The sequence below is a fragment of the Pseudoduganella ginsengisoli genome (assembly GCF_009720865.1).
GTDB lineage: Bacteria > Pseudomonadota > Gammaproteobacteria > Burkholderiales > Burkholderiaceae_D > Rugamonas > Rugamonas ginsengisoli.
On the sequence record NZ_WNLA01000008.1, the window covers coordinates 125,664 to 148,748 of the forward strand.

Genomic DNA, 23,085 nt, shown 5'->3' on the forward strand with positions numbered 1-23,085 from the left:
AGGGCGCCGGTCAGTGCACAACCTGCACGTTATGGAATTGCAGCGCCGCCAGATTCGCATAAATGCCGCCCAGCGCGACCAGCGATGCATGGTCGCCCGTTTCCACGATCTTGCCATCTTCCATGACGATAATGCGGTCGGCGCGCTGCACGGTGGCCAGGCGGTGCGCAATGATGACGGTGGTACGGCCTTTCATGGCCGCTTCCAGCGCGCCCTGCACCAGGCGCTCCGATTCCGCATCCAGCGCGCTGGTGGCTTCATCCAGCAACAGCAGCGGCGGGTTTTTCAGCAGCGCGCGGGCAATCGCGATGCGCTGGCGCTGGCCGCCGGACAGGCGCACGCCGCGCTCGCCCAGGAACGACTGGTAGCCGTTCGGCAAGCGCTCAATGAATTCATGGGCTGCCGCCATTTTCGCGGCCTGGATCACTTCTTCATCGGTTGCGTCAAAGCGGCCATAGCGGATGTTTTCCATCGCGTCAGTCGAGAAGATCACTGTATCTTGCGGCACGATGCCGATCGCGTTGCGCAGCGTGTGCAATTCCAGTTGGCGGATATCGACGCCATCGAGTTTGATGGACCCCAGTTGCGGATCGTAGAAACGCAGGAACAGCTGGAACAGCGTGGTTTTACCGGCGCCGGACGGGCCCACGACGGCAATGGTTTCACCAGGTTTGATGTCCAGCGACAGGTGCGACAGCGCTGCCGTATCGGGACGCGACGGGTACGAGAACGTCACGTCGTTCAAGGCCAGCGCCGCGCCATTGGCGGCGCGCGGCGGCAGCGGCAGCGGGTGGGCAGGGGACTGGATATCCGACTTCACGGACATCAGTTCCAGCAGGCGCTCGGTGGCGCCAGCGGCGCGCTGCGCTTCGCCCATGACTTCCGACAGGGCGCCGATGGCGCCGGCCACCGTCGTCGCATACAGGATGAACTGGCCCAGGTCGCCGCCCGTCATGGTGCCTTCCAGCACGGCGTGGGCGCCCAGCCACAGCACGAACACGATAGTGCCAAACACCAGCACGATGGCCAGCATGGTGAGGAAAGCGCGGGCGCGGATGCGCTGCATGGCGGTGCCAAACGCGCTTTCCACCGACGCGCTGAAACGCTCGGTTTCGATTTTTTCATGCGTGAACGCTTGCACGGTCGGCATCGCGTTGAGGATTTCACCGGCGACGGCGGAAGCATCGGCAATACGGTCCTGCGACGCGCGCGACAGCTTGCGCACGCGGCGGCCAAACAGCACGATCGGCACGACGGTGAGCACCAGCAAGCCGAGAATGATGGACGACAGCTTGGCCGACGTGTAGAACAGCATGGCCAGGCCGCCGACAAACAGCAGTATATTGCGCAGCGCCATGGAAATACTGGTGCCCACCACGGCCTGGATCAGCGTGGTGTCGGTGGTGATCCGCGACAGCACTTCGCCGGTCTGCGTGGTTTCAAAGAATTCCGGGCTTTGCGTGACGACGTGGCGGTACACGGCGCTGCGGATGTCGGCTGTGACGCGCTCGCCCAGCCACGACACCGTATAAAAACGCGCGGCAGTAGCCAGCGCCAGCACGGTGGCCACGCCGAACAGCGCGAGGAACACGGCATTGACATGCTCGATATGGTTGCCGGCGGAACCCGCCGCACCAAAGCCCAGGTCGATCATTTGCTTGAAGGCGACCGGGATCGCCAGCGTGGAACCGGCGGCCACCACCAGCGCCACGCCGGCCATGGCAAACTGCTTTTTGTAGGGCAGCAGGAAGGGCAGCAATCCTTTGAGGGCGGCCAGGCTGCCTTTTTTCAGTTCGCGCGCTTCAGGCGCGGCGGCAGCGCCGCTGGATTTGGCCGTGGAATGGCCCTCGTTATCAGCCGGGTTGGAATTGCTGTTGCCTGCGATGCTGTTATTCATTGAAATTTCTAATCTTTTACAGTTTCATGGGCCGTACATAGCCGGTCAGCTCCAGGTAGCCTTTGCCGGCCTGGATGCCGTCGCGCTGCACTTTCACCGCCCCTTCCCAATACACGGCGCCCGTACTGCGGCGCGAATCAAGCTCCTGGTCATCCTGCAGGGGCGCGATATCCCACAGGACATCGCCTGTGGCAAGCTGGGTGGCAACGGGATACTCGGCATTGGTGCGGGGCGAACGCCACCGCCTTTGCGGGGTAAAGCTGACCTGGTCCTGCGCGTAATGCGTGATCTTACCGGATGCATCGCGCCATGTCGCGTGCGCCCACAGTGTACCACCTGTCTTGCTACGCATATGAAAGGCCATCAGGGCGCCGCCGTCATCGAGGTTGATGCCGACCCAGTCCCAGCCTGCCGCATCCGGGTCCAGGTAAGCGCTCGACCATTCATGGTCCAGCCACGTGACGCCCGTGACGGCCAGCGGTTTGCCGCCGGTACGGGTGATGGCGCCTGTCGTGTGCAGCTGCGGCTCGCTGTAGTAATAGCTGGCGGCCAGCGGGTCGGGGCTCTTGCGGGAAAAACCGCGGTCGCCTTGCTGCATGACGCTCTGGCTGGGCGTTAACGTCAAATCCAGCGTAAAGCCGGAACCGGCTAATTTGACGTGATACACGCCGTTTGCAGCGCGCACCATGCGCCAGTCGTCCAGTTTCACGTCCGTGTCGCCGGTTTTTGCGTAAGCCAGGCCAAAGCCTTCACGGGCGGAACGCTGGTCGTGCTGCAATTTGCCGGCGGCCGGGTCGGACAGCGCCGCATGGCCAATGATCAGCTGGTGCGGCGCGAATTGGCTGGGATTGTCCGCGTCGTGCTGCGGCGCGGCGCGGAAGAACGTCACCTGGTAGCCGAGGTCTTTGCCGTCCGGGGTTTTCACCCAGCCGGTCGCGTACCACCATTCAGTCTTATAGGCGGGGTGGGCGCCGAAGTCGCGGGGGAATTGCAGGGTTTGGCCGGGCGGCAGCGGGGTGACGGGCGGGTATTGGGGCGGTGCGGCCAGGGCCGGTGCTGTCATCCTCGCGAAAGCGAGGATCCATGCGCCGCGTGTCAGCAAGCGCCGTACGGATCCACGTTTGCACGGGGATGACGAGCCGGTGGCAAGTTCACGCATTACCAATCCTCCCGGACCGCCCGGATCGGCGCACCGGACAGCGCCCGCCGCCCGGACGCCAGCGCCGTCAATGCGGATGCCGCCAGCAGCGCCGCCGCCACGGCGCCCAACAAGGGCCACGGCAAATGCATTTGCATGGTCCAGTGGAACGATTGCGGATTGACGATGAACACCAGTACCAGGCTGATGATCCAGCCCAGGATAAAGCCGGTGGCAATGCCCAGCCCCGTCAGTGCGCCGCCTTCAATGGCTAAAATGGAAAGAATCTGGCGGCGCGTGACGCCGATATGGCGCAGCATGCCGAATTCGCGCGCGCGGGCAAAGGTCTGCGCGGAGAATGTCGCCGCCACGCCGCACAAGCCGATGGCAATGGCGATCAATTCCAGCAGGTAGGTGATGGCAAAGCTGCGGTCAAACATCCTCATGCTCAGCGTACGGATTTCCGACAATTCATTGAGTTCCAACGTGCGCCCGAATGGCAGCGCTCTTAACGCCGCCTTTAATGCTTCCATGCGCGCGCCGCCCGCCAGCCATAGCGCGACGTTGTTGATATCCACATCGCCCGTCAGCGCCTGGTAATCCGCCAGGCGGATTTGCACGGCGCCGTGGGCGCGCGCATAGTCGCGCCAGATGCCCGCGACAAAAAAGTCATGGGGCCTGCCTGCCAGCGGCAACGTCAATGTGGTGCCGGGCTGCACGTTATACAAGTCCGCCATCGGTTCCGACACCCACGCGGGCATGCGGCCTTCGGGTACGGGCAACGACGGACCCGCCATGGCCAGGACAGATTCCGGCCGCGCGCTATCGACATTGCGGGCCATCAGCAGCACGGGAGGGCGGGCCGGGTCCAGCTGCAATGGCTTCACGCGCAGGAAATCCGCTTTGGCGATGCCGGGCAGCGCCAGCACCAGCTTTTGTTCGTCCGGCGTCAGCCCCGCTGTGCCGCCGCCGGCTGCGCTGCTGGCATACAGGTCGGCAGGCAGCACTTGCAGCAGCCACTGATCGACGGAGATGCGGAAACTGGCCACCATGATGGCCATGGCCACCATCAGGCTGAAGCTGGACAGTACGCCGCCCAGCGCCATGCCGGCCTGTCCCGGCGCGTTGGCCAGGCGGGTCAGCGTCAGCGACGTGACGGCCGATGCCTGTTCGCGCCGCCCCGGCCCCCGGTGCCAGATTGATGCCAGCAGGCGGAACACCAGCCCCGCCACGCGCGGCATCAGGGCGATGGCGCCGATCAGCATCAGGGCAATCGACAGGTAGCCGAAGACCGGCAATTCCCACACGGGCGGCAGTTGCGACAGTACGGCTGACAGCGCGACGCATGCGAGGCCCGGCCAGGCCGGCGCAAAGCGCGCCAGCGCGGCTTCTTCCGCGCCGGCTTTCAGTGCAATGGCAGGACGGGCCCGCGCCGCTTCCATGGCTGGCGCCGCGCTGCCCAATACAGACACGCCGATCCCCAGCACGAAATAGACCAGGGCGGCAATCGGCGTAAATTGCACTTCCGGCCGTGCGCCGGAGAAGAACCCGGCGCCCAGGTCGCCGCCAAACAATTGCAGCACGCTGGCCGCCAGTACATAGCCTGCCACGATGCCCAGTACGCTGCCCACCACGCCCAGCGACAAGCCTTCCAGTATTACCTGGCGCAGCAGCTGGCCACGTTCCAGCCCCAGCACGCGCAGCAGCGCAAACTGGCTGCGGCGCCGGATCACGGACAGCGCCTGCGTGGAAAACACGAGGAACGCTCCCGTGAACAACGCCACCAGCGCCAGCACCGACAAGTTGACGCGGTAAGCCCGGCTCATATTGTCGTTGCGGCTGTTCTGGTCTTCATCATTCGGACTGCCGACGTGGAAGCGGCCCGGATACGCGTGTTCGAGTTCTTCCGCCAGCGCCGCCTTGAACGCGGCGCGGTCCACGCCTTCACGCAATTTCAAATCCACGCGCGTCAGTTTGCCAAGGCGGTTGAAGCGCCATTGCGCGGCGCCCAGGTCCATGACACCCAGCCGCTGGCCTGCGCGGGCGCGGGCCAGTGGTCCGGCTATCCGCAACGCCAGCGTTTTGGTCCCGGCCTGCAACTGCACGATGCCGCCGGGTGCGGCCCCCAGCCATGATTGCGCAGCGGCGGACAGGAACACGGCATTGTCGGCCAGCGCATCCATCGGGCGGTCTTCGGCGGGAATGCCCATCAAGTCCGGCGTGATGGCGGAAGCGCGGAACATGTCGATGCCGAGGATTTCCAGCGGCGCGCGCTGTCCGGGCACGGATGCGTACAGCTGCAGCACTGGCGACGCCACGGCGACGCCGTCGCGCTGTGCCAGGGCAGGATAGATTTGTTCGTCAAACGTACTTTCCGTGCCGCTCACTTGCACGTCGGCTTGGCCGGACAAGCTTTTCACGGCGGAGGAAAATTCATTGAAGGCGGCCGCATTGATCAGGTGGATGGCAAAGCCCAGCGACACGCCGATGGCAATGGCAAAGATGGCCGTCAGCGCACGCACCGGGTGCGTGCGCCATTCGCCAAACAGCAGCCAGCCGGCCAGCAGGTGGCGCCGCACAGCGTTTATCTGTGCAGCGGCCATCAGGCGGGGCACGCCAGCGCCAGCTTGTCGGCGGCCCGCTGGGCTTTGATTTTCGCGCGGCCGGCGCTTTGCGCCAGCGCGCCCCGTACTTCGTCATCGGCCCATTTCTTTTGCAGCCGCAGTTGCGCGCACTGCTTGTTGCGTTGCTGCGCGGCGCGGGCGGCTTGCTGCTGTGCGCGTTCATCTTGCGCTTCGCGCTGGTGCCGTTCGCGTTGCAGTGCGTTGGCTTGGTGCTGCATGCGCTGCAACTCCGCCGAAGCCGCGGGATTGGGCGGCGGCGCATCCGGTACGGCAATCACGGACGCAGCGCCGCCCTGGCACGGCTGTTCCGTGTAAGTGACTTTGCCGTCCACCGTGCATTTGTTGATCGTCTGCGCATGGCATGCGCCAGCTGCAAAGAGCCATACCAGCAGGGATGCACGCAAGGTGGTCATAGAATTTTCCCCGGATTCATCAGGTTGTGCGGATCCAGCGCCTGCTTGATGGCCCGCATCAGGGCCAGTTCCAGCGGCGCTTTATAGCGCGCCAGTTCATCGCGCTTCAGCGCGCCGATGCCATGTTCGGCCGAGATGGAACCGTCAAAGTGGTTGACCGCATCATGCACGAGGCGGTTGACTTCGGCTTGGTTGGCAAGGAATGCTTCATGGCCGATGCCTTCCGGCGGTGCGACATTGAAATGCAGGTTGCCGTCGCCCATGTGGCCGAAGCACACCAGCTGGCAGCCGGGGAATGCGCGCTGCAACTGCGGCGCCGTCTGCGCAATAAAGGACGGGATCACGGATACGGGCAGCGAAATATCGTGCTTGATGTTTTTGCCCGCCTTCGCCTGCGCCAGCGGGATATGTTCGCGCAATTGCCACAGCGCCTGCGACTGGGCGATGGACGACGCGACCACGGCGTCGTGGATAATGTGGCGTTCCAAAGCCGCGCCGATGGTCTGTTCCAGCAGCGCCACCGCGTGCGCTTCCGATTCACTGCTGGACAGTTCCAGCAACACGTATTGCGGGTGGGCTGCCGTGAACGGCTGCGGCAACTGGGGGAAATGCGTGCGCACCAGATGCAGGCAAAACGCCGACATCAATTCAAATCCCGTCAGGCTGGCGCCACAGCGGTCTTGCGCCAGTTTCAGTAATTCCAGCGCCGCATCGGGCGATGGCAGCGCGGCCAGCGCGGTAATGCAGGCTTTCGGCTGCGGATACAGTTTCAACACGGCGCCGGTAATGATGCCCAGCGTGCCTTCGGCGCCGATATACAGGTCGCGCAAGTCGTAGCCCGTATTATCTTTGCGCAGTGCACGCAAGCCGTCCCATAGTTCGCCTTGTGGCGTCACCACTTCCAGCCCCAGGCACAATTCGCGCATATTCCCATAACGCAGCACGGCCGTGCCGCCCGCGTTGGTGGCCAGGTTGCCGCCGATGGTGCAGCTGCCTTCGGCCGCCAGCGACAATGGGAACAGGCAGCCCTGGTCTTGCGCGGCTTGCTGCACGGCCTGCAGGATACAGCCCGCATCGACCGTGATGGTGCGGTTGAACGCATCGATATGGCGGATACGGTCCAGCCGCGCCAGCGACAGCACGACGGCCGTCCCGCTGCCATCGGGCACGCTGCCCAGTACCAGCCCGGTTTTGCCGCCTTGCGGCACGATGGGCACTCGCCACTGCGCGCAGGCGCGCACGGTGTCGGCCACTTCCTGCGCGGTGCCGGGGCGCAGCACGGCCAGCGCGCTGCCTGTAAATCGCCCGCGCCAGTCGGTCAGGTATGGCTCCATTTCGCCCGCGAGGGTCAACACGTGGGGATCGCCCAGCAACGTGCGGCAGTGGCCCAGGAAAGTGTTGGCGGCGGCGCTCGACATGGCGGTGGTCATCGTTTATTTGGCCGTCGTATTGACCTTGTCCAGCAAGTCCTTGGCGATCTTGCGGGCAGCCTGTTTATAAGGCCGCACATACATGACGGCGCAAATGAAGTAGACCACGACGATGGCGGCTTCGCCCCAGCCCAGCCATGCGGACGTGGCGCCCAGGTCGCTCCAGCCGCGCACGACGCCTTCCGTGAAATACAGCAGCACCATCATCGACGTCCACTGCAACGTATAAATGTCGCGTTTCAAAATGCCGGCCAGCGGGAACAGCAGTGGCGCGGCTTTCAGCGCCAGCCATGAACCGCCTGGCTTCAGCGGCGCGATCAGCGTTTCCCACGCTATGCACCACAGGATCAGCAAGCTCATGCTGGCAACGGCGCCGATATGGAAGAATTTTTGTTTGTTGTCATTATTCATGATGCGCTCCGCAATTTCCAGGCGGTTTCCGCCAGCCGCTTCCCTTGTGCGACGGCCAGCTTTTTCTCATCATCCGTCAGTGTCCGCTTGCCGTCCAGTCCCGCCCAATGCGTGGCGCCATACGGCGAGCCGCCGCTGGACGTCGTCATCAATTCAGGATTGGTATAAGGCAAGCCCATCACCATCATGCCGTGGTGCAGCAGCGGCACCATCATGGTCAGCAGCGTAGATTCCTGTCCGCCGTGCAGGCTGCCAGTGGACGTGAACACGCAAGCCGGTTTGCCTGCCAGCGTGCCGGACACCCATTCCGCCGATGTCCCATCCCAAAAATACTTCATGGCGGACGCCATGTTGCCAAAGCGGGTAGGGGAGCCCAGCGCCAGGCCCGCGCAGTCGCGCAAGTCATCCAGTTCCACGTACGGGGCGCCCTCATCCGGCACGGAAGAGGCCGTGGCTTCGGCCACACTGGACACGGCAGGCACCGTACGCAGGCGCGCTTCGCAGCCCGGCACGCTGTCGATGCCCTGGCCAATCAGCTCGGCCAGCCTGCGGGTAGCGCCATGGCGCGAGTAATATAAGACAAGAATGATGAGGTCTGGTGTGGTCATTCCGTTATTATATGGGCCACACGATTTTTAGACAGCTTCATGGTTAACAAGATTATTTCCCCGCTGATTGCCCCTCTGCTCGCCTCGGTTTCACGCAATGTGCAGGATGGTGTCGGTGCTGTACGCTCGCTGTCATGGCGGGAAATCCGCGACATGCTGCGCTTCGCCGGGCGCCGTTTGCGGGAAGAAAGCTTGCCGCAAGTGGCAGGCAGCCTCACCTTTACGACGGTGTTTGCGCTGGTGCCGCTGGTGACGATTGCGCTGGCAATTTTTACCACGTTCCCGATGTTTACCGTATTGCGCAAGGCGCTGGAAGCGTATTTTGTGCAAAACGTCATGCCAAAACAGATCGCCACGCCGATCTTGAACAACGTCACGATGTTTGCCAGCAAGGCGACACGCTTGTCGGCGGTGGGTGCGGTGGCGCTGGTGTTCACGTCTGTGGCGATGATGGGCACCATCGAAAAAGTGTTTAACCGTATCTGGCGGGTAAAGGCGGAGCGCAGCTGGACGCGCCGCATCCTTGTGTACTGGGCGCTGCTGACCCTGGGGCCGGTGCTGATCGGCGTGTCGCTGTCGCTGTCGACCAATGTGTACATGGCCACCAGCGACCTGGTGGGGGATGTGCCTATCTTGGGCTCGATTTTGTACACCTTGCTGTCGCTGACCGCGACCACGGCGGGCTTTACGCTGATGTACACGGTGGTGCCGAACCGCCAGGTCGACTGGCGCGACGCGCTGTGGGGCGGCTTGCTGGCTGCGCTGTTCTTTGAATTGGCCAAGCGCGGGTTTGCGGTCTTCATTACGCAATTCCCCACGTATTCGCGGATTTACGGCGCGCTGGCCGCGCTGCCGCTGTTCCTGATCTGGATTTATTTGTCGTGGCTGATCACCTTGATTGGCGCGCTGTTTGTGGCCGCGCTGCCGGTCGTCAAATATGAACGGTGGTGGCACGAGGCGCCGCCGGGCGGCGAGTTTGTTGACGCGATGGCGATATTAAAAGTGCTGTATGCGGCGTCGCGTTATGGCGATACGGCGCTGGTCAATGCGGCGGCGATACGGTCTTGCACGCGCATCGGCTTTGATGAAATGGACAGTCTATTGGGCCGGATGGCGGCGCAGGGCTGGGTCGGTAAAGTCAAGTCCGAAGCGCCGCCTCGGGTGCAGTGGGGTAAACGGGTCAGCGAAGGGGCGGATAATTGGGTGTTGTTGGCCAATGTGGACCGGTTGACGTTGGCCGATGTCTACCGCGTGTTTGTGTTTGGCGGCATGGCCATCAATGCGGGGGCAGCGGGCGACAGCGATGACGAAGCGGACCGCATTGCGGCGGAGGAAGCAGCCCAGTTGGCGCGGCATGTGGAAAATGCGGTGGAGCGGGGGCTTGATGTCACGCTGGTGCAGCATTTTGAACAGGGTTCAGGACAATGACTCCCCGGGGAATGACCAAGAGGAATGTGCTGTGAGACGTCAAGAATGTACGCAAAATGCTCTTGCCTCATTTGGGCCATCATGGCAGCGGCGGGGGAGCCGTCCGCTAGAGCCGAAGTTAGGCAACAATTAGTTTGAGCTTGCTAACCCTGCGTAGATCAACTTGCTGCCGGGCATTCCAGAGGTCATGTGCATCTTGCATAGCAAGCCAACTCTCGGGCGAGCGCCCAAGTGCTTTGGACAGCCGCAGCGCCATTTCCGAAGTAACGCGGCTTGTGCCCTTAAGGACCCGGCTGAGAGTAGATGGCGCGACGCGAAGCTTGTCTGCTAATTCGCGCCCACAAATGCCGTTGGGCTCCAAGTAGATGTCGGTGATGAACTCACCGGGATGAGGTGGATTGTGCATTGCCATTAGTGATAGTCCTCATAATTGACATGAACGGCGGTTGGAAGCGGGCGCAGCCCGCTGGAAACCGTCCGCTCGATGGAAGGGTTAGGCCGATTCATCGGAAGCGCACCACGGCTTGCCATGCGCCGACGCCAAAGGCCGCAAGGCTACACCCAAAGAGCACGATCGCGACCCACAAGACCCATGCATGCGACAACCGTGGCCTATTGCCTACCGCGCTTTCGTTGAGCAGCTTCAACTGCGCGAGATATGCAAAGAGCATTGCGAAACCACAGCATGCAAGCCCGAACAAGAAGGTGGCCATGGGGCACCGCATGTCGGGAGTAGCAACGCCTTTGCCGGCAACGTTTCCAAGATACGCGAGCAACGCTACCGCCGAGCCGCCGTTTGCCAGGGCTGAAAACTTGAAGCCTTCAATCGACAACGTGATGAGCGACTTGTAGGTCTCAAGCCAGTGCTGATCTTTCAGATCCGTGGTCATTGGAGTGGGGCCTAACGTGTTGGCTCAGCGGTGCCGTCAGGCGTCCGCAGGAACTGATGGTTAGCGCTTATTTGCATGAGAAGAAGCGTTTCAAGAATTGAACTGCTTGGTCTCCCGAAGGAACTTCCTCCATCACAATGAAGGCGGCCGGCTGGAATGAAAAGTTAGCCACCCTTGGCTGTCATCCTTGAAAAAGCTCGACGAACTGACTCGAGATTCGCATAGTACGTATGCACGAATTCCTTACGGAATTCAGAAACCTTGTATGGTCCAAGAAGGTCGCTCAAACGGGGAAAGCTGGCAACTGGGAAACAATCCACTGGGTCGTTCACTGTCTTCACCGAAGAATTTTCATACTCGTCCACAAGACGATTTAGGTACTCCTCCATCATGTCCAGGCGCTTGATTACTTCCTTTGCGTCTACGAAGAGGGACTTGTTGCTTTCAACATCCTTGGAGACTAGTTCTAGCTCAAGCTGGGCATCGTTGAGCAACTGCAAGTAATCATGGAATTTGGTCTTATGAATGAACATGTAAACGACGCCGCCAATCATCACCTTCTCGGAAGTAGCCCTAGCCAGTCGCCTGACCTTTTTTACATCAATGAACGACTCGTTGAGCCTGTCTAGTAACGCAACACGAAGGTCATCCGCGCGCATCAGGTCCTGACGCTCATTGTTTGCCTTCGTGATCAGTATCGAGACAACGTGGCCGGCAGCGGCAATAACGCCAAGTTGCAGTAGCGATTTTGCGATCTCCGTTGGGAGGTTGATTACCGGCCAACCACCCGCAACAACCAGTAGTCCAACGACCGCTGCTATGACAAGGGCGACAAGGAATGCGGCAACTTTGTTCATAATGGCTAACGAATGAGTTCAGCCGCCGCCGAAGGCGGTCGGCTGCAACGAGCGGTTAGGCCGCACCTCACGGATTGCGGCCCAAGATGGCCTGAAGTTTTGCAATGGCTTCTCCCACATTGAGTTGCCGGGCACTCAGCAACAAGCTGTCGAATGTGTCCTTCGATCCAAGGTACGCGGCCATCTCGTTGAAGAACGGAATGATGATAGCCACAAAGATAGATATCCGGACCGCCCAATTAAGAAGATGGGGCACCGGATAAAGAAGTGAGTCAAGGAACGGGTAAACCTTTCGCGCCAAGTCTTGCCGTTTGCGCCTCTTCTCTACCTCCGGGCCAGTGCCCGAGATGTGTTTGTACAAGTAGACGGCATTAATCGTGTTACGAACCGAAGAAATCAGCGCGTGCCAAATCTGCGAGACGATGTCGAAAAAGAGGCCAATGCCCATGAACACTGTCCAAAGCAACAGGTACTTCACGAGTGCATGGTCGAATGCCCATCGTTTGGACTGCTGCTGTACCTGGCCAAGCTTTGTAATCGTCTCTTCAAGGCGTGGAAGCGCTTTTTCTAGTTCGGAGCGATAGGCCGCTGTACCCTGTCCCTTCTTCTCGGACAAAGTCTCATGCTGCAACGCAAGGTCGGCCCTGATCTTGAGCTCTTCTGTGCGGAGTTTTTCGGTCTCGGCGGCAGTCTTCTCCGGCGTTCGAAGGTTCGCGGTGGTCTGGGTGAACTGAAAGAGGATCGCGACAATGAGTGCTGGAAGGGCCAGTATCTCAACAGTGACGGTCCACCAAGGCTTCTTCGGTTTGTCCTTCCCGTCTGAGTCGGCGCCTTGACGTTCCAGCTTTGTAGCCAAGAGGTCGATCTTGGTGGCCAGGAGTTCAAGACGCATATCGCTTGAGCTGGTTGCTTCCTTCGGCATACGATCTCCTACGGTGTTGTTTGGTGCAATGCTTGACCGCGTCTCGTGCTGCCCAACGTGCAAATTCAGCGCGCGCCGCAGGAGATCCGCTGGAATGAAAGGTTAGACTTTGAGTCAGGCAATTCCGGCCTGAGATTTGAGGCGATCGATCATGCCCCGACTCTTTCCTTCGCCGTAAGCCCAGCTATCGGGATCCGAAACACCCGAAGGAATACTGGGCAATGGCGGAATCGATGGTTCCGAAGTCGGCAGCACGCCTTGCTCCGCCCACCCATCGAGATATCCCTTGCGCCATTGTTCTTGAATGTCTTCCATATGTAACTCCTAGGTACTGTAAAAATGAAATTTGCGTGCAATGCAAAGAAGTGCGGTCTAACGTTATTGTTCAGCGGCGCCGGCAGGCGTCCGCTGGAATGTTTGGTTGGGCTATAGACTCTGCAATGTAGTAGAGAATGTAGCCCGAAAAAATTAACGTCCCTGCCGCGATCTCGTTTTTGAAGCAAGCCTGCATGGCTGCATCGTTAGCAAAGCCATATTCAGAAAGCTTGTCGCCAGCAAAAGAGACCAATCGCCAAGAATCGAACCCGTCGATTTCGCCGTTAGCGCCGAAGTCGAAATCAACAGAGCCAGCAGGAAGTCGGACAGCGCAGCCATAACCGTGCTTGAAGTAGGGAACACCGCTTTCAAGCGTTCCACGTGCAGGAATATCGATGCCGGTCCATTCGGTGTTGGACGATGGCAGAGGAATGCCCGACTTTTTCAAAAGAGCGACAGCCTCAAACACAGTGGTTTGGTAGTCAGCAATCAATCTCGCGAGACGTGGATTCATGGAGCCCAACGTGAGAATTCACCGGACCGCGCGTTTTTTGCCCGGGTCCGGTGGAATGAAAGGTTGGACAGGCTCAATAAATTTACCACGAACCAACCTGCAAAATTGGTGGGGCACGCCATTGGTTCTCAAGATTTTCGCCTCGACCGTAGCCACGGAATTGCTGCAAATATGAGCCCAAGTACACCACCTAGACACGTCACGACAATTGGTAGGTGCGTTGGTTGATACGCCTTAGCGCCGTAATTCTCAGGGTACCAGGATGGCTCAAGAAAATACCATGCGACGGCTACGCCAATTACAAATGCAAACGAGGCGAACATGAATTTTCGTTTTGGAGCCGCGATAAATGCTGATACGACTGTGGCCATCGCTGCGAAAAATCCCGAGCCGAGCACATGCCAATAGCCAAGCGCACCAGTAGCGATATCGGCGACTATACCGACAACGAAGAATGCGCCGATCACAGCGAATGCTGCCAAAATCCATTGTCGTGAATTGGTCATTTCATGCGGCCCATTGTGCCAAATTCAGCCGCGCCGCAGGCGTCGGCTGGAATGCCTTGTTGGGCAGTCGGTTCATATTATTCCCTTGCATCGTCGGATCCGAAAAGTTGCGTAAACAATCGTTCGGATTCAACTATGCCGCGCTCAGTAAGAGCAACGGACTTCGCTTTTCCCGCCGGGTTTGAAATCAAGCCTTTTTCGTGGAGGCTATCCATAATGTCCCAGTCGAAGGTCTTCCAGGCGCGATTACCGTCGTACAACCCCAGCTGCAATAGTGCAAGTACGGCATCTTCGATTTTCTTCCGATCGACAGTCACAATATTATCCTTGCGCCCAACGTTCAAGCTGATCGGCGCTGCGCGGCTTTATCGCGCAGCGTCCAGCGACCAAAGGGAGCGAGGTTGAGCGCATGGTTGGAGCCGGAGCATCAAAGCAAATTGATCAGTCAATTTCTTCCCCGAAATTGGCTTCAATGTAGCCGGGAACCAAGCCATGAAGTGAAGATCCGCCTTCCAATGGAACGAGCAGGCGATCACGCATGCGACCTTCTGCAAAGCCAAGAACTGGGACCAAATGATCATCGTTTAACTCCATGTAGGCGGAGCCATCAATGATCGCTGCCATCGAGAAGGAAATTTCTTCCGTAAGAGCCCTTAGTGCAGCACCTTCGACACCACCAGCGGTCAGCGCATCTTTGATCGTACGAACGATTTCATCAACCATACGCATTTCGCGTTCTTCGTACATGCCTGTGTTATGCAATTGCCTCATAGACTTTTATTCGTCCAGTTGACTGCAGGGTTAAAGAATAGCTATTTTAACAATTCCACGAAATAGTCGCCCAACCCATTAAGGAGCGTCCCAAAGACAACTAAGATGACTTCGAGATTTTTAATTCGCTTCTTGTCTTCTTCAAATATTTGGTCCAGATCGGCTAGCGTCTCTGCACGAACTTCCGCGATGATACGCCCCCGCTTTTCATCGCTTAATGGTCCCGTCTCCCGTTCAAGTGCGCATAGCGCGCTCTTCGCAATAACCTCGAAGTCTTGGTCGATAAAGTCTGATACTTTCGACCGAACCCATTCGTGAAAGCGAGAGGCAGCTAGAAGGACGCCGATGATAATAATGATTGCGCCCATACGATTGAGCCAGATGGGTTGTTTAGTCCACGCAGCGTAGCAACCCCAAAGTAACGCGACAACAGCCGCGCTGGCGGCCCAAACTTCAGGCGTGCGCCTTCCGATAAAGATATAAAAACGCTGCAAAGGAATCCTCTAACGTATTGGCTCAGCGGCGCGCGGAAGCGGGCAACGCCCGCTGTAGCGCGTCCGCTGAAGCTGAAGGTTGGGCATTACGGTCAAATACTAAAATGCTTGCCTCCATTAACCCGGAATGTACCGTGGGGGTTTCATGTGGACCGCCATACCACTCCAGTTGGACTTCGAACGGCAGCATGCGCTGCAACCGTGACCGAAGTCCGCTACCTTCGAACGCGAACGTCGTGTATTCGCACGAATCGCTCACCTTTCTTTCAATTTCGACGGCAACGTCTAGATCGCTGTTTTTTGTCTCGGTACCCTTTACTCGACTTCCGAAGAGATGAACCTTTCTAACCAGTGGTTCTTCTCTAGCCCAAGCAGCAACGTTGAGAATGATCTGTTCAAGTAGCATGATTTGTCGCCCAACGTGATTGCTCAGCGGCGCGCGGAAGCGGGCGAAGCCCGCTGTAGCGCGTCCGCTGGAGCTGAAGGTTAGACAAATAGCGCGTAGAAACTATTACTGCACGCATTTTGATGAAACTCCGGTGGTTGTACCAGCAGAATCTAAATTAACGTGACACGCGCAGCCTTCTGGAGTTCTTAGCGCAATGAATGCCAATTCCTTGCCACCGCCCATTAAGATAGCTTTATGTTCATTAAGCATCACCGAAGCTGCAGTATTTAGTGGAACGCCGATCGGAACACTCTTACATAAATTTGCTGCGATCATGGCATTTCCCGACACAACAGGCGTTGGTGTACAAGCCGACAACACACACCCAGCAAGAGTAGTTGCGGATAGAAAGCCAAGGCAACGGACAACGTTCTTCATTTTAACTTTGAAATGCGGAGACGTTCTTTTCATCGGTCCAACGTGAAGTAGACACCCCATCAGGTGCGTTTATTCCCGACGAGTTCCGTCAATCGCGTCTCAGCGCCAGGACTCTTTCTTTTATTATCAAAAGCTTATGCTAGTTTAGCACACCCCATTTGCAACAATAACCCCACCTTTACGCGGCCACGCGATAGCCAGCTAAAACAGTTCCATTTGCTGCCAACCGGCAGCAGTCATGGAAGCTTGCAACGTCATAATGGAGCGTCAACCCCTGTTGCTGGTTTTAGTACCAGTTATTACGAGATATCACGGCGTCGCACGAGGTAGTCACCAGTAGTGAAACCGCATTTGAAGGACAGGCCATGACGCCAGGGCGGCGAACCCGCCCCCGCATTCTGATCCTGCCTACGAAGCCAGGAACCCCGCCAATGCCTCCAGCACCCCATCCGGCTGCTCCTGCATCATCGAATGCCCCGCATCCACCGTGACAGTCTTCGCATGCGGTATCGCCGCCAGCAAGCCCTTGGCCGACTTCGGCGACGTCATGACATCCTTCGCGCCAAACACAAACAGGGCAGGGCACGAAACGGACTTCGCTGCCGCGTCGCCATTCGCATAGGCATTGCACGCGTAAAAATCCGTATAAAACAATTGCTCCGGATTGATCTGCGACATGCGCTGCATCAGCCGCCGCGCACCGCCCATGACGGAAAAGCCCGGCCCAGGACACGACGGCTTGTGCGCCATCGTCGAATGGGAAAAGATGTTGACCATGTCGATGGCGGCCTGCTCGTTGTCGCGCGATGTATTGAGCAGCGCATCGGACACCTTCATCGGGAAGGTGGAACCGAGCAGCGCCAGTTTCGTCACGCGCTCCGGCGCCTTGTGCGCAGTCTCCAGCGCAATCAGCGAACCCATACTGTGGCCCACCAGCGCAGCTTTGGCCACGCCGGCCGACGCCAGCACTTCCAGCAGCCAGTCCGCCATGGCTTCCACCGACCGCAAAGCCGCGCCCTTGCTGCGGCCGTGACCCGGCAAATCCACCGCCAGCACGCCATAGCCATGATGCGCCAGGTAGCGGCTTTGCAGCCCCCACACGGAGTGGTCGTTTTGCGCCCCATGAATGAACACGACAGTCGGCAGGCTGGCGTCAAACGGTTTGCCGCCTGTATAGGCGTAAGCAGGCGCCCCTTGAACGGTAAGGATCATGCTCATGCTCCCTTCTGCGCCAGTTTCAGGCCGCGCGCCAGGTCTTCCAGCAAATCCGCCGGGTCTTCCAGTCCAACAGACAAACGCATGGTGCCTTCCGCAATACCCGACGCCGCCAGCTGGTCGGCTGGCACGCGGAAGTGCGTGGTGGAAGCAGGGTGGATCACCAGCGACTTCGCGTCGCCCACATTGGCCAGGTGCGAAAACACTTTGAGCCCGTCAACGAAGCGCCGCCCAGCAGCGCGGTCGCCCTTCAAGGTGAACGAGAACACGGCGCCGCAACCCTTAGGCAGCAGGCGCTTGGCCAGCTCGTAATCCGGATGCGACGGCAATTCCGGATACGACACGGATTCCACCGCCGGATGCGCCGCAAGGAACTCCACCACCTTGCGCGTATTGGCCACGTGGCGCTCCATGCGCATGCCCAGCGTTTCGATGCCTTGCAGGATAGCGAACGCGTTGTGCGGGCTCATGGCCGCGCCGAAATCGCGCAAGCCTTCGCGCCGGGCCCGCAGCGCGAACGAGCCCACGGTTGACTCTTCCGCAAACACCATGCCGTGGAAGCCGTCATACGGCTCGCACAGTTCCGCAAAGCGGCCCGTTTTATCGTAAGCCGCCTGCCAGTCAAACGTGCCGCCATCGACCAGCAAGCCGCCGATGGCCGTGCCGTGTCCGCACAGGAATTTGGTGGCGGAGTGGAACACCAGGTCCGCGCCCAAGTCAAATGGCCGCAGCAGGTAGGGCGTGGTGAAGGTGGAGTCCACCATCAGCGGCAAATGGTGTTCATGCGCCAATGCCGCTACGGCAGGGATATCCAGCACGTCGAGGCCGGGATTGCCCAGCGTTTCCCCAAACAGCACGCGGGTTTCGGGCCGGATCGCGGCGCGCCATGCGTCGAGGTCGCGCGGATCGACGAATGTGGTGTCGATCCCAAAGCGTTTCAGCGTATAGCCCAGCAGATTATGCGAGCCGCCATACAGTGCGCGCGACGCGACAATGTGCGAACCGGCGCCGGCGATGGTGGCCAGGCCCAGGTGCATGGCGGCCTGGCCGCTGGCCGTGGCAATGCCCGCCACGCCGCCTTCCAGCGCTGCGATGCGTTCTTCCAGCACAGCGTTGGTGGGATTGGAAATGCGCGAATACACGTGGCCGGCCCGTTCCATATTGAACAGCGATGCGGCATGGTCCGAATCGCGGAACGCAAACGACGACGTGAAGTGGATCGGGGTGGCACGGGCGCCGGTGGCCGGGTCGGGCGCGGCGCCTGCGTGCAAGGCAAGCGTATCAAAACCAGGGTATTGGGGACCGCTCATGGAAGCTCTCTCGTTGGTTCGGGTGGCTAATTCGGTGGCCGAATCGTACTCTTATTTTTCCGCTATGAACAACAGCGTTGCAAAGAGTGAAGGTTTCATTCAGTGCAATACTGGATTTTTTCTTATCCATACGTTACATTCGGACCTAGGCTAACAATGAAACCCTAGACACATAACAGGACGGCCCAAAATGAAAGTCTCCGAAATTCTGCAAGTCAAAGGCAATATTCTCTACACCATTACCCCGGACCAGCCGCTGGTGGAAGCCGCGAAAACCATGGCGGAAAAAGATATCGGGTCGCTAGTGGTGATGGAATTCGGCGACCTGGTCGGCATGCTGACCTTCCGTGAAGTGTTGAAGGCACTGCACGAAAACAATGGTTCGGTGGGCGCTGGCACCGTGCGCAAGCACATGGAAGACCACCCGATTACCGTGACCCCGGATACCGAAGTCAATGAAGTGCGCCGCATTATGCTGGAAAAGCATGCGCGCTATCTGCCGGTCATGAATGCGAAAACCCTGCTGGGCGTGATTTCGTTCTATGACGTGGCGCGCGCCGTGCTGGAAGCGCAAAGCTTTGAAAACCGCATGCTGAAAGCGTATATCCGCGACTGGCCGGCGGAACAGGAACAGCCGGCGGATTAATTTCTAAAGGCTCCAATAAAAAACGCTATCCCGACGATAGCGTTTTTTTATTCTCCGGAGTAAAGCAGATCAGGCCACGCCTTCCAGCGCATCGTTGCTGAGCCAGCCATTGAGCGCATCGGCTGTCATGGGCCGCGCAAACAGGAAGCCTTGCGCCAGCGGGCAGCCCAGCGATTGCAGGATTTGCGCTTGCCGTTCATCTTCCACGCCTTCTGCAATGACGGCCAGGCCCAAATTGCGGCCCAGTTGAATCACCATTTCCGCAATCGAACTGCCGCGCGCCGAACCCGTGATTTCCGTCACAAACGCACGGTCGATCTTCAGGCGGTCGATTTGCAGGCGCTGCAGGTACGACAGCGACGAGAAGCCCGTGCCGAAGTCGTCAATGGCAATCGATACGCCGGTCTGCTTGATTTGCGCCAGCATCTTGATCAGCATGTCCGGCTCCTCCATGGCCATGGATTCCGTGATTTCCAGCTCGACGAATTCCGGCGGCGCGCCCGTATCGGCCAGCGCGCGGCGCAGCATTTCCAGGAAATACGGGTGGCGGAACTGCACTTGCGACACGTTGATCGACATCGTGAAGTTGTCGTGGCCGGCAGCACGCAGCGCCACCAGTTCACGGCAAGCGGTGCGCATCACCCATTCACCCATGTCGATGATCAGGCCCGAGTATTCGGCAATCGGAATGAATTTATCCGGCGACACGAACTTGCCGTCCGCTGTCTGCCAGCGCAGCAGCGCTTCCGCGCCGACCGGGCGGCGCGTGACGAGGTCGATTTGCGGCTGGTACACGACGAACAGCTGGTTCTGGCTGAATGCCGAGCGCAGCGCGTGCATCATGCGTACGCGTTCGCGGATTTCCACGCCCATGCTGCGCGAATAGTAGAAGTGGCCGGCGCGCTGCATGGACTTGGCGCGCTTCAGCGCAATGTCCGCATCTTTCAGCGCATCAGCCCCCGTACCCTCGTGTTCAGCCAGGCGCACCAGGCCCAGTGTGGCGGACAGTTGCACGTCCTGGCCTTCGATGCTGAAAGGCACCTGGAACAGGCCGAGAATGGTGGTCGGGTTCACTTGCGTCGCATCGCCCAGCACGCAGAAGATGTCGCCGCCGATACGGGCCACCGTTAAATGCTGGCCTAAACGGCTCTGCAGGCGTTCGGCCACGGCGACCAGCAATTCATCGCCAAACTGGTGGCCCAGCGCATCGTTGGTTTCCGCAAAGTGGTCGAGGTCGACCAGCGACAACGTGGCGTCATCCTTGCCGGGGCCGCTGATCGTGGCGTCCAGGATTTCCACCAGGCGGGTCCGGTTCGGCAATTTCGACAGCGCATCGTAGAACGCCGCGTTATGCAGGTGCGACACCAGTTCCACGTTATCAAGGCCGACTGCGACATTGCTGCAAAAGACTTCCAGCAAGCGCTGTTCGATTTCCGTCAGCGCGCGGTTGGTGTGCAGGAAAGCAACAAACGCGCGGCTGGCTTTGCCGGCGAAATACAAGGTGACGGCATCGTCTTCATAATGGTTGCGCCGTTCTTCCAGCGTATGTTCCATGGCGCTGGCGATGCGCGGCTCCGTGCTGCACGTCAGTTGCGTGTTGTTGTGGTTGACGTATTGGCCGGCCGCGGCCATCACCACCAGTTCCTGGCAGCCGTTTTCCGGGCATTCCTGCACGCACAGCACGCCATTGGTTTCCTGGCCCAGCAAGTGGGCGATTTGCGTCAGCACGCCGGCGGCAAAGTTTTGCACGCCGTGCAGCGACATCAATTCCGTGCTGGCGTGGACGATACGGTCCAGACCACGGCGGCTGTCATTGATCTTGCGGATTTGTTCGTACGACCGGATGGCCGCCGTCACCGTGGTGAACAGCTTGATGCGGGTCAGTTCGGACTTGGTCTTGTAATCGTTGATGTCGTAGTCGCGGATCGCGTCGATTTCCGGCGCATAGCCAGGCTGGCCCGTGCGCAAGATAATGCGGACGTCGGCCAGTTTCAGCGTTTCGCGGATATAGCGCACCAAATGCAAGCCCGCGTCGTCCTGTTCCATGACAACGTCCAGCAAGATGACCGCGATTTCTTCTTCATGGCGCAGCATTTCGCGCGCCTGTCCGGCCGAATAAGCGTGTACGAACTCCAGCGGACGATGCTGCATGTCCAGGTTGCCCAAGGCAAACGTGGTGGTGGAATGGACGTCTTCGTCGTCGTCGATGATCATCACCCGCCATACTTCGCGGGGCGCGTGCGTGGCCGGTGCAGCTGGATGCTCTTCTAGGAATACCAGATCGTCTTGATCGTCCTTGGCCGGGACGTGATTCTCAAGGGATTGGGGCATGTGTCGCTTCTCCGGGGTGACTCGGTGTACTTGAATCAAGTATATAGCGAATTGTTAAAGAGAACGATCATTTCAACGTTTTCCCGTAGCCAATAAGTCGCAATTTGCAAGGTATGTCGCGTAGCTGTGCCACAAATTATTGGAAGGACAATTGAAATGTTAAATATTCGATGATTGGAAGAAATTTTATTTGCGTTTTTGACTGGGGCTTACATTTAATTTTGGTACTAATAGGAACTATTTTGGCTTGATGGCAACGGCCTGCGCCGATGACTGGTAAAATCAGCGTTCCCCCAGTTTTTCACATCTCTACTGACATGTCCGGCAATTCTTTTGGCAAGCTGTTTTCGGTAAGTACTTTTGGTGAATCGCACGGCGTGGCGATCGGTTGCGTCATCGATGGCTGCCCGCCCGGGCTGCCGCTGTCGGAAGCGGATATCCAGCCTGAACTGGACCGCCGCAAGCCTGGCACGTCGCGCCACGTGACGCAGCGCCAGGAGCCGGACCGCGTTGAAATCCTGTCCGGCGTGTACCAGGGCGTCACCACCGGCACGCCGATTGCGCTGCTGATCCGCAATGAAGACCAGCGCAGCAAGGATTACGGCAATATCGCGGAAAGCTTCCGTCCCGGCCATGCCGATTACACGTACTGGCACAAATATGGCGTGCGCGATCCGCGCGGCGGCGGCCGTTCGTCGGCGCGTTTGACGGCGCCGATCGTGGGCGCGGCAGCGATTGCCAAGAAATGGCTGTTGCAGCAGTACGGCACAGTCTTTAAAGGCTGCATGAGCCAACTGGGTGAAATCGGTATTCCATTTGAGTCGTACGAGCACGTGCCGAACAATCCGTTCTTTGCCGCGACGGCCGATGCGGCGCTGATCGCCCGCATGGAAAGCTATATGGATGATTTGCGCCGCGATGGCGATTCCATCGGCGCGCGCATCGATGTCATCGCGCAAAACGTGCCGGTGGGGCTGGGGCAGCCGATTTACGACAAGCTCGATGCCGACATTGCGTATGCGATGATGGGCATTAACGCGGTCAAGGGCGTCGAGATTGGCGCCGGCTTCCAGTCGGTATCGCAGCGCGGTTCCGAGCATGGCGATGAATTGACGCCGCAAGGCTTCGTCGGCAATAACGCGGGCGGCGTCCTGGGCGGCATTTCCACGGGCCAGGATATTACCGTGTCGATCGCCATTAAACCAACGTCGTCGATCCGTACGCCGCGCCGTTCCATCGACAAGGATGGCAACCCCGTCATGGTGGAAACCTTTGGCCGCCACGATCCATGCGTCGGCATCCGCGCCACGCCGATTGCGGAAGCCATGCTGGCGCTGGTGTTGATGGACCACGCACTGATGCACCGCGCGCAGTGCGGTGACGTCCAGGTGGCGACGCCGGATATTGCCCGAGCAAAGTAATTTAATGCCGGCGCCCTGATTCGTCATTCCCGCGCATGCGGGAATCCATAGGCCGCATCCGGAGTTGCTCAGCATGGATCGCCGCGGGGCCGCCCAGGCATTCGCGGGGATGACGAGG

25 protein-coding genes are annotated in these 23,085 nt (G+C 59.3%); 3 read left to right on the forward strand and 22 right to left on the reverse strand.

Features of this window, described 5'->3' with window-relative positions; genetic code table 11:
* Window positions 1-10 precede the first annotated feature (10 nt).
* From GM668_RS14105 to wrbA, 7 genes are all read right to left on the reverse strand, one after another.
* Complete coding sequence (locus GM668_RS14105; RefSeq protein WP_155439599.1) at window positions 11-1,897, reverse strand: ABC transporter transmembrane domain-containing protein; 1,887 nt, start codon at window positions 1,895-1,897, stop codon at window positions 11-13.
* Between the two features lie 16 nt (window positions 1,898-1,913).
* A complete protein-coding gene (locus GM668_RS14110; RefSeq protein WP_155439661.1) occupies window positions 1,914-2,960 on the reverse strand; it encodes a lipocalin-like domain-containing protein in 1,047 nt (348 codons plus the stop codon).
* A gap of 95 nt (window positions 2,961-3,055) precedes the next feature.
* Window positions 3,056-5,638 carry an FtsX-like permease family protein gene (locus tag GM668_RS14115; RefSeq protein WP_155439662.1) on the reverse strand — a complete coding sequence of 861 codons (2,583 nt, stop codon included), beginning with the start codon at window positions 5,636-5,638 and terminating at the stop codon, window positions 3,056-3,058.
* Window positions 5,638-6,072 (reverse strand): DUF4124 domain-containing protein, encoded by a 435-nt coding sequence (locus GM668_RS14120; protein WP_155439600.1) that lies wholly within the window; start codon window positions 6,070-6,072, stop codon window positions 5,638-5,640. Before GM668_RS14120 ends, GM668_RS14115 begins: the two co-directional genes overlap by 1 nt.
* Window positions 6,069-7,502 carry an FAD-binding oxidoreductase gene (locus GM668_RS14125; protein WP_229499307.1) on the reverse strand — a complete coding sequence of 478 codons (1,434 nt, stop codon included), beginning with the start codon at window positions 7,500-7,502 and terminating at the stop codon, window positions 6,069-6,071. Before GM668_RS14125 ends, GM668_RS14120 begins: the two co-directional genes overlap by 4 nt.
* Before the next feature lie 3 nt (window positions 7,503-7,505).
* Window positions 7,506-7,913 (reverse strand): DUF2069 domain-containing protein, encoded by a 408-nt coding sequence (locus GM668_RS14130; RefSeq protein ID WP_155439601.1) that lies wholly within the window; start codon window positions 7,911-7,913, stop codon window positions 7,506-7,508.
* Window positions 7,910-8,521 carry an NAD(P)H:quinone oxidoreductase gene (wrbA, locus tag GM668_RS14135; RefSeq protein WP_155439602.1) on the reverse strand — a complete coding sequence of 204 codons (612 nt, stop codon included), beginning with the start codon at window positions 8,519-8,521 and terminating at the stop codon, window positions 7,910-7,912. Before wrbA ends, GM668_RS14130 begins: the two co-directional genes overlap by 4 nt.
* 39 nt (window positions 8,522-8,560) lie before the next feature.
* Between wrbA and GM668_RS14140 the strand changes: the two genes are divergently transcribed.
* On the forward strand, window positions 8,561-9,949 hold the full coding sequence (locus tag GM668_RS14140) for a YihY family inner membrane protein (protein ID WP_155439603.1): 1,389 nt from the start codon (window positions 8,561-8,563) through the stop codon (window positions 9,947-9,949).
* Between the two features lie 118 nt (window positions 9,950-10,067).
* On the opposite strand, the gene GM668_RS14145 is transcribed toward GM668_RS14140, so the two are convergent.
* The 14 genes from GM668_RS14145 to GM668_RS14210 form a co-directional block, all read right to left on the reverse strand.
* Complete coding sequence (locus tag GM668_RS14145) at window positions 10,068-10,361, reverse strand: HigA family addiction module antitoxin (RefSeq protein WP_155439604.1); 294 nt, start codon at window positions 10,359-10,361, stop codon at window positions 10,068-10,070.
* A gap of 91 nt (window positions 10,362-10,452) precedes the next feature.
* On the reverse strand, window positions 10,453-10,839 hold the full coding sequence (locus tag GM668_RS14150) for a hypothetical protein (RefSeq protein WP_155439605.1): 387 nt from the start codon (window positions 10,837-10,839) through the stop codon (window positions 10,453-10,455).
* A gap of 164 nt (window positions 10,840-11,003) precedes the next feature.
* Complete coding sequence (locus GM668_RS14155; protein WP_155439606.1) at window positions 11,004-11,696, reverse strand: hypothetical protein; 693 nt, start codon at window positions 11,694-11,696, stop codon at window positions 11,004-11,006.
* Between the two features lie 67 nt (window positions 11,697-11,763).
* A complete protein-coding gene (locus GM668_RS14160; protein WP_155439607.1) occupies window positions 11,764-12,618 on the reverse strand; it encodes a hypothetical protein in 855 nt (284 codons plus the stop codon).
* 114 nt (window positions 12,619-12,732) lie between these two features.
* Window positions 12,733-12,933: a hypothetical protein gene (locus GM668_RS14165; RefSeq protein ID WP_155439608.1), complete on the reverse strand. Its 201-nt coding sequence runs from the start codon at window positions 12,931-12,933 to the stop codon at window positions 12,733-12,735.
* 70 nt (window positions 12,934-13,003) lie between these two features.
* Window positions 13,004-13,447, reverse strand: coding sequence for a DUF6896 domain-containing protein (locus GM668_RS14170; RefSeq protein WP_155439609.1), 444 nt, complete (start codon window positions 13,445-13,447; stop codon window positions 13,004-13,006).
* A 128-nt stretch (window positions 13,448-13,575) separates the two neighbouring features.
* Window positions 13,576-13,953 carry a hypothetical protein gene (locus GM668_RS14175; RefSeq protein WP_155439610.1) on the reverse strand — a complete coding sequence of 126 codons (378 nt, stop codon included), beginning with the start codon at window positions 13,951-13,953 and terminating at the stop codon, window positions 13,576-13,578.
* Between the two features lie 77 nt (window positions 13,954-14,030).
* Window positions 14,031-14,270, reverse strand: a complete 240-nt coding sequence (locus GM668_RS14180) for a DUF6429 family protein (protein WP_170305639.1) — start codon at window positions 14,268-14,270, stop codon at window positions 14,031-14,033.
* A gap of 124 nt (window positions 14,271-14,394) precedes the next feature.
* Complete coding sequence (locus GM668_RS14185; RefSeq protein ID WP_155439612.1) at window positions 14,395-14,700, reverse strand: hypothetical protein; 306 nt, start codon at window positions 14,698-14,700, stop codon at window positions 14,395-14,397.
* A 65-nt stretch (window positions 14,701-14,765) separates the two neighbouring features.
* A complete protein-coding gene (locus GM668_RS14190; RefSeq protein WP_155439613.1) occupies window positions 14,766-15,218 on the reverse strand; it encodes a hypothetical protein in 453 nt (150 codons plus the stop codon).
* Between the two features lie 22 nt (window positions 15,219-15,240).
* Window positions 15,241-15,624 (reverse strand): nucleotidyltransferase family protein, encoded by a 384-nt coding sequence (locus GM668_RS14195; RefSeq protein WP_155439614.1) that lies wholly within the window; start codon window positions 15,622-15,624, stop codon window positions 15,241-15,243.
* A gap of 105 nt (window positions 15,625-15,729) precedes the next feature.
* A complete protein-coding gene (locus GM668_RS14200; protein ID WP_155439615.1) occupies window positions 15,730-15,942 on the reverse strand; it encodes a hypothetical protein in 213 nt (70 codons plus the stop codon).
* Between the two features lie 510 nt (window positions 15,943-16,452).
* Window positions 16,453-17,256 (reverse strand): alpha/beta fold hydrolase, encoded by an 804-nt coding sequence (locus GM668_RS14205; protein ID WP_155439616.1) that lies wholly within the window; start codon window positions 17,254-17,256, stop codon window positions 16,453-16,455.
* A 2-nt stretch (window positions 17,257-17,258) separates the two neighbouring features.
* Window positions 17,259-18,569, reverse strand: coding sequence for an O-acetylhomoserine aminocarboxypropyltransferase (locus tag GM668_RS14210; protein WP_155439617.1), 1,311 nt, complete (start codon window positions 18,567-18,569; stop codon window positions 17,259-17,261).
* A gap of 190 nt (window positions 18,570-18,759) precedes the next feature.
* Here GM668_RS14210 and GM668_RS14215 point away from each other — a divergent pair, with 190 nt between their 5' ends.
* Complete coding sequence (locus tag GM668_RS14215) at window positions 18,760-19,215, forward strand: CBS domain-containing protein (RefSeq protein ID WP_155439618.1); 456 nt, start codon at window positions 18,760-18,762, stop codon at window positions 19,213-19,215.
* 69 nt (window positions 19,216-19,284) lie between these two features.
* Here the strand turns inward: GM668_RS14215 and GM668_RS14220 are convergent, their stop codons facing one another.
* Window positions 19,285-21,546 carry a putative bifunctional diguanylate cyclase/phosphodiesterase gene (locus tag GM668_RS14220; RefSeq protein WP_155439619.1) on the reverse strand — a complete coding sequence of 754 codons (2,262 nt, stop codon included), beginning with the start codon at window positions 21,544-21,546 and terminating at the stop codon, window positions 19,285-19,287.
* A gap of 317 nt (window positions 21,547-21,863) precedes the next feature.
* Here GM668_RS14220 and aroC point away from each other — a divergent pair, with 317 nt between their 5' ends.
* Window positions 21,864-22,967 carry a chorismate synthase gene (aroC, locus tag GM668_RS14225; RefSeq protein ID WP_155439620.1) on the forward strand — a complete coding sequence of 368 codons (1,104 nt, stop codon included), beginning with the start codon at window positions 21,864-21,866 and terminating at the stop codon, window positions 22,965-22,967.
* Window positions 22,968-23,085 lie beyond the last annotated feature (118 nt).

Coding starts and splice junctions, on each gene's coding strand:
- GM668_RS14105 (WP_155439599.1), bottom strand. CDS start 1,897: ATGAATAACAGCATCGCAGGCAACAGCAATTCCAACCCGGCTGATAAC.
- GM668_RS14110 (WP_155439661.1), bottom strand. CDS start 2,960: ATGACAGCACCGGCCCTGGCCGCACCGCCCCAATACCCGCCCGTCACC.
- GM668_RS14115 (WP_155439662.1), bottom strand. CDS start 5,638: ATGGCCGCTGCACAGATAAACGCTGTGCGGCGCCACCTGCTGGCCGGC.
- GM668_RS14120 (WP_155439600.1), bottom strand. CDS start 6,072: ATGACCACCTTGCGTGCATCCCTGCTGGTATGGCTCTTTGCAGCTGGC.
- GM668_RS14125 (WP_229499307.1), bottom strand. CDS start 7,502: ATGACCACCGCCATGTCGAGCGCCGCCGCCAACACTTTCCTGGGCCAC.
- GM668_RS14130 (WP_155439601.1), bottom strand. CDS start 7,913: ATGAATAATGACAACAAACAAAAATTCTTCCATATCGGCGCCGTTGCC.
- wrbA (WP_155439602.1), bottom strand. CDS start 8,521: ATGACCACACCAGACCTCATCATTCTTGTCTTATATTACTCGCGCCAT.
- GM668_RS14140 (WP_155439603.1), top strand. CDS start 8,561: ATGGTTAACAAGATTATTTCCCCGCTGATTGCCCCTCTGCTCGCCTCG.
- GM668_RS14145 (WP_155439604.1), bottom strand. CDS start 10,361: ATGGCAATGCACAATCCACCTCATCCCGGTGAGTTCATCACCGACATC.
- GM668_RS14150 (WP_155439605.1), bottom strand. CDS start 10,839: ATGACCACGGATCTGAAAGATCAGCACTGGCTTGAGACCTACAAGTCG.
- GM668_RS14155 (WP_155439606.1), bottom strand. CDS start 11,696: ATGAACAAAGTTGCCGCATTCCTTGTCGCCCTTGTCATAGCAGCGGTC.
- GM668_RS14160 (WP_155439607.1), bottom strand. CDS start 12,618: ATGCCGAAGGAAGCAACCAGCTCAAGCGATATGCGTCTTGAACTCCTG.
- GM668_RS14165 (WP_155439608.1), bottom strand. CDS start 12,933: ATGGAAGACATTCAAGAACAATGGCGCAAGGGATATCTCGATGGGTGG.
- GM668_RS14170 (WP_155439609.1), bottom strand. CDS start 13,447: ATGAATCCACGTCTCGCGAGATTGATTGCTGACTACCAAACCACTGTG.
- GM668_RS14175 (WP_155439610.1), bottom strand. CDS start 13,953: ATGACCAATTCACGACAATGGATTTTGGCAGCATTCGCTGTGATCGGC.
- GM668_RS14185 (WP_155439612.1), bottom strand. CDS start 14,700: ATGTACGAAGAACGCGAAATGCGTATGGTTGATGAAATCGTTCGTACG.
- GM668_RS14195 (WP_155439614.1), bottom strand. CDS start 15,624: ATGCTACTTGAACAGATCATTCTCAACGTTGCTGCTTGGGCTAGAGAA.
- GM668_RS14200 (WP_155439615.1), bottom strand. CDS start 15,942: ATGATCGCAGCAAATTTATGTAAGAGTGTTCCGATCGGCGTTCCACTA.
- GM668_RS14205 (WP_155439616.1), bottom strand. CDS start 17,256: ATGATCCTTACCGTTCAAGGGGCGCCTGCTTACGCCTATACAGGCGGC.
- GM668_RS14210 (WP_155439617.1), bottom strand. CDS start 18,569: ATGAGCGGTCCCCAATACCCTGGTTTTGATACGCTTGCCTTGCACGCA.
- GM668_RS14215 (WP_155439618.1), top strand. CDS start 18,760: ATGAAAGTCTCCGAAATTCTGCAAGTCAAAGGCAATATTCTCTACACC.
- GM668_RS14220 (WP_155439619.1), bottom strand. CDS start 21,546: ATGCCCCAATCCCTTGAGAATCACGTCCCGGCCAAGGACGATCAAGAC.
- aroC (WP_155439620.1), top strand. CDS start 21,864: ATGTCCGGCAATTCTTTTGGCAAGCTGTTTTCGGTAAGTACTTTTGGT.